Origin of the sequence: Vibrio sp. OPT46, assembly GCF_015163535.1 — a bacterium.
Taxonomy (GTDB): Bacteria; Pseudomonadota; Gammaproteobacteria; order Enterobacterales; family Vibrionaceae; genus Vibrio; species Vibrio alginolyticus.
Window position 1 is genome coordinate 6903 of the sequence record NZ_JADDYG010000456.1, and the last position, 2329, is coordinate 9231.

General features: G+C 42.3%; 2 protein-coding genes and 1 tRNA gene. 1 reads left to right on the forward strand and 2 read right to left on the reverse strand.

Going from position 1 to position 2329, the window contains the following annotated elements; translation table 11 throughout:
* Positions 1 to 102 precede the first annotated feature (102 nt).
* Complete coding sequence (locus IQR33_RS19835) at positions 103 to 408, reverse strand: PTS sugar transporter subunit IIB (RefSeq protein ID WP_193837849.1); 306 nt, start codon at positions 406 to 408, stop codon at positions 103 to 105.
* A 247-nt stretch (positions 409 to 655) separates the two neighbouring features.
* On the opposite strand from IQR33_RS19835, the gene IQR33_RS19840 reads away from it, so the two are divergent.
* Entirely contained in the window at positions 656 to 1939 is a 1284-nt protein-coding gene (locus IQR33_RS19840; RefSeq protein ID WP_017636176.1) for a carbohydrate-binding protein, read from the forward strand.
* 246 nt (positions 1940 to 2185) lie between these two features.
* Here the strand turns inward: IQR33_RS19840 and IQR33_RS19845 are convergent.
* A tRNA-Leu gene (locus tag IQR33_RS19845) sits at positions 2186 to 2270 on the reverse strand.
* Between the last annotated feature and the right edge of the window lie 59 nt (positions 2271 to 2329).

Below are 2329 nucleotides of genomic sequence, written 5' to 3' on the forward strand. Positions count from 1 at the left end.
ATCATAAAGCTTCATAGAATCCATCCTTATTTTAGGCAAAAGAATCCCGCATCAAATATTTATATTTGATGTACAGTTATCTTTTTAATTTAAAACTATGGTTTAGTTAATTAATTCTAATGCTTGCTCTAGTACTTCCTCTCCCTTCATCATTCCATAATGCTGAGGAGAAATCGCGTCAATGTTTTTACCATGCTCTTGCGCCGTTTTTCTTAGCTCTTCTAGCTGAAAACGTACTTGAGGCCCGAGAAGACAAACATCGTACTCTTTAATTGCATCTTCAAACGCATTCACTGACATTGCATCAATTCTGCACTCAATTCCTTTATTTTCAGCAGCTTGCTCCATTTTCTTAACAAGCATACTGGTGGACATCCCTGCGCTACAGCATAAAAGGATCTTTTTCATAGCCTTACTCCCGTTGTGTAAATTTCAACCTGTAAAAACTGTAGCAAAAATAACCAAGACAAAAAAGCGCAACCGGTTGCATTATTCGTGAACACAATCCCAATTTAGAAAATACCACCTATTTTTTTGTAATTATTTAGGTCTAGGATAAAAGTTATAAAATAATTTAAGACATCACATTAAGTTTCAAATTATCAATATTTTACTACTGACAACGTCGTTATTAATTTCTTAAAAGGAATAGAGAATGAAATTTAATAAATTGGCTATTGCAACGCTTGTAAGTGCCGCACTATCACAACACTCATTTGCTCAAACCGACTCTAAAGGCACCATTTATCTAACGTTTGATGATGGACCAATCAATGCATCTATTGACGTTATTCAAGTACTTAACCAGGAAGATATCAAAGCGACGTTTTACTTTAATGCTTGGCATTTAGATGGAATTGGTGATGAGAATGAAGACCGTTCCCTAGAAGCCTTAAAGTTCGCATTAGACACTGGTCATATTGTTGCGAACCACAGTTACGATCACATGGTGCACAACTGCGTGGATGAATTTGGACCGAACAGTGCTACGGAGTGTAATGCGACCGGGGACCACCAGCTTAACTCGTATCAAGACCCTGTTTACGATGCCTCAATGTTTACGGAAAACTTATCTGTGTTAGCAAAGTATTTGCCGAACATTACAAGCTACCCGAACTACAAGGCAACAGAGTTTGCTAGACTGCCCTACACCAACGGTTGGCGCGTGACGAAAGACTTCAAAGCAGATGGGTTATGTGCCACGTCTGATAACCTGAAACCTTGGGAACCAGGATATGTATGCGATACATCCAACCCATCCAACAGTGTAAAAGCAGCTATCGAGGTTCAAAATATCCTAGCGAATAACGGCTATCAAACTCACGGTTGGGATGTGGACTGGGCACCCGAAAATTGGGGCATTGAAATGCCAGCAAACAGCCTTACAGAAGCAGAAGCATTTCTTGGATATGTGGATTCCGCGTTAAACACTTGTGCACCAACAACGATTAACCCGATCAACTCCAAAGCTCAAGAGTTCCCATGTGGTACACCTTTACACGCCGATAAAGTTATCGTATTAACTCACGAGTTCCTATTTGAAGATGGTAAGCGTGGCATGGGTGCAACGCAAAACCTACCTAAGCTCGCTATGTTTATACAGTTAGCAAAACAAGCGGGTTATGACTTCGACACAATGGATAACTACACACCGAACTGGCAAGTTGGTCATAACTACGACGCTGGCGATTACGTCTTACACCTAGGTACTGTATACCAGGCTGTAACAAACCATACTGCACAACAAGATTGGGCACCGTCTCCAACCTCTAGCCTCTGGACAAATGCGGACCCAGCCACTAACTGGACTCTGAATGTTTCCTATAAACAAGGCGATGTGGTGACTTATCAAGGTTTGCGTTATCTAGTTGATGTACCGCACGTGTCCCAAGCAGACTGGACTCCGAACACTCAGAATACCTTGTTCACTGCTCTATAGGCTGTTCCTACTATCACCATGTAGTAGTTTGCGCGAGGCATACCCTCGCGCTTTTTTGTTTTGAAGATCAATATACAACAAAGCCCCGACTTTCATCGAGGCTCTGTCTTAAAATATGGTACCGGTGGACAGAGTTGATTGGACTGGCATCCCTGCCGCCACCGCGAAGGCAACGCTAACTTCCTTTTGATATTTACGAGCACCTAAAACGACGAAAGGCCGCTATAAAAGCGACCTTTCTATGTATGGTACCGGTGGGCGGACTTGAACCGCCACGCCCGAAGGCAACGGATTTTGAATCCGTCGTGTATACCAATTTCACCACACCGGCATCTTTGGGCTATTGCCCTTTGATGGTTGGCATTATACGTAAGCTTTTGACCTGCGCAA